The following is a 1,684-nucleotide window of genomic DNA, read 5'->3' on the forward strand; positions in this document are numbered from 1 at the left end:
CGGAGTTTGTCAACATAGTTGTCGCAATTTCTATTTCTAACATTTTTATGACGATGACTCTTCTATAATAAGAAGTTCTTCTTCTTTTATTGGATTCAAAGATACATATTTGGGTAAATCCCAATTTCTAATTTCTCTACTCCACCTTTCAGGATGCTTCTCTTTTGCCATTGCATACACTTTTTTTCTATTTTCCATAATGTTTTTGTCCAAGCTATAATGCCTCTGGTAGGGGGTCAAATATTTGATACCGCTATGCATATGAACATTGTTGTACCAGTAGACAAACTTAGTTACCCACTTTCGTGCGTCAGAAATGCTTGCAAACCCGCCATTAGGAAATGTGGGCACATATTTCATTGTCTTGAATAACGACTCTGAGTAAGGGTTATCGTTGCTTACTCTAGGCCGTGAGAATGAACTTTGGACCCCTAGTTTCTCTAATGTGGCAAGGAATGTTGCCGCCTTCATAGGACTTCCATTATCGGAGTGAAGTATAAGAGGTTTACCTAATATTTTTTGAGAAAGGAGAGCACGGCTAACAAGGATCTTGGCATATTCTGCATTCTCTGTTTCCCAAACTTCATAACCAACAATCATACGGCTGAACATATCTAGTATCAGATATAGCTTAAAATATAGACCTTTCACAGAGCCATCAAGCCATGTGATATCCCATGTCCAAACTTGGTTTTGTGCGGTTGCTATGTGCGTAGGTGCAACTCTTTTCACAGGCGCCTTCGGCTTAAATCTATGAGTGTTTTGTTTTTCTTCTCTAAGTATTCTATGAATCGTAGATTCCGAGGCAATATAAATCCCCTGATCAGCCAGCTTTGGTACTATTTGTGCAGGTACTAAATCGGCATAGTCATTACTATTTATTACCTGAATAATCTTAGCTCTTTCTTCATCACTAAGTTTATTTTTAGGAGGCTTCCGACATACTAGCGGGCGTTTATCTTCCGTTGATTCAGGAGTTAGTGACCATCGCTCATAAGTCCTAACCGATATTCCAACTTCATCGCAGCATGGACTTAACCTAGCACCGGAATGTACAGCTTCATTAATCAGTTCTAAAGCTTTAATGCGATCTGAGGCACTGATTAGTCTTCCTCTTGGTCCCCCCAAATCGCATGAACGTTTTTTCTTAGTACTAGTAGTGCTGCGGTTTCAGCTAAAGCTTTTTCTTTAAATCTAAGCTCTTTTTGAATCTTTATGACTTTATCCTTTTCTTCTTTTAGCTCACTTTTTAACTTTTTAGGATCTTCGATGCTGCCGTTGTTTGCATTCATGCATTGTGATTTCCATACCTTTATATCATCTTTATATGTACCTTTCCTTCGGCAATATTCACTAAGCTCTTGCTCGTTTAAAGTAGCCGACTCAAGAACCATATGAAACTTTTCCTCTGATGTCCAATCCCCATTTAGCCTTAAAATCTTTATTCCTTCTTTTTTCTCAGCGTCTTTAATCCATTTATAAATTGTACCTTTATTTATCTTTTTATCTAGAGATACTTTAGTTATGCTTTCTTTTTCAGAACCAGTTACTCTTGCAAGTACTTCTTTTCTTATTTCTTCAGAATACCCAATTTTACTCACCATGATATCTTTCCCCTTTCGTAAAGCCTATACTGTATAATATACTATATTTCTCTCTACGACAACTATCTTAACACATAGGG

2 protein-coding genes are annotated in these 1,684 nt (G+C 37.3%); both read right to left on the bottom strand.

The window, feature by feature from the left end; genetic code table 11:
* Positions 1-45 precede the first annotated feature (45 nt).
* Entirely contained in the window at positions 46-1,128 is a 1,083-nt protein-coding gene (locus KPL37_RS19370) for an IS3 family transposase (RefSeq protein WP_216151705.1), read from the bottom strand.
* The gene (locus KPL37_RS19375) at positions 1,104-1,604 is read right to left on the bottom strand and encodes a hypothetical protein (protein WP_216151706.1); all 501 of its coding nucleotides are present in this window, start codon (positions 1,602-1,604) and stop codon (positions 1,104-1,106) included. The genes KPL37_RS19370 and KPL37_RS19375 overlap by 25 nt, the downstream gene beginning before the upstream one ends.
* Positions 1,605-1,684 lie beyond the last annotated feature (80 nt).

The organism is Clostridium frigoris (genome assembly GCF_018861865.1).
Classification (GTDB): domain Bacteria; phylum Bacillota; class Clostridia; order Clostridiales; family Clostridiaceae; genus Clostridium_AD; species Clostridium_AD frigoris.

Excerpts from the sequence above, each read along its gene's own strand:
- KPL37_RS19375 (WP_216151706.1), bottom strand. The coding sequence starts at position 1,604 with ATGGTGAGTAAAATTGGGTATTCTGAAGAAATAAGAAAAGAAGTACTT.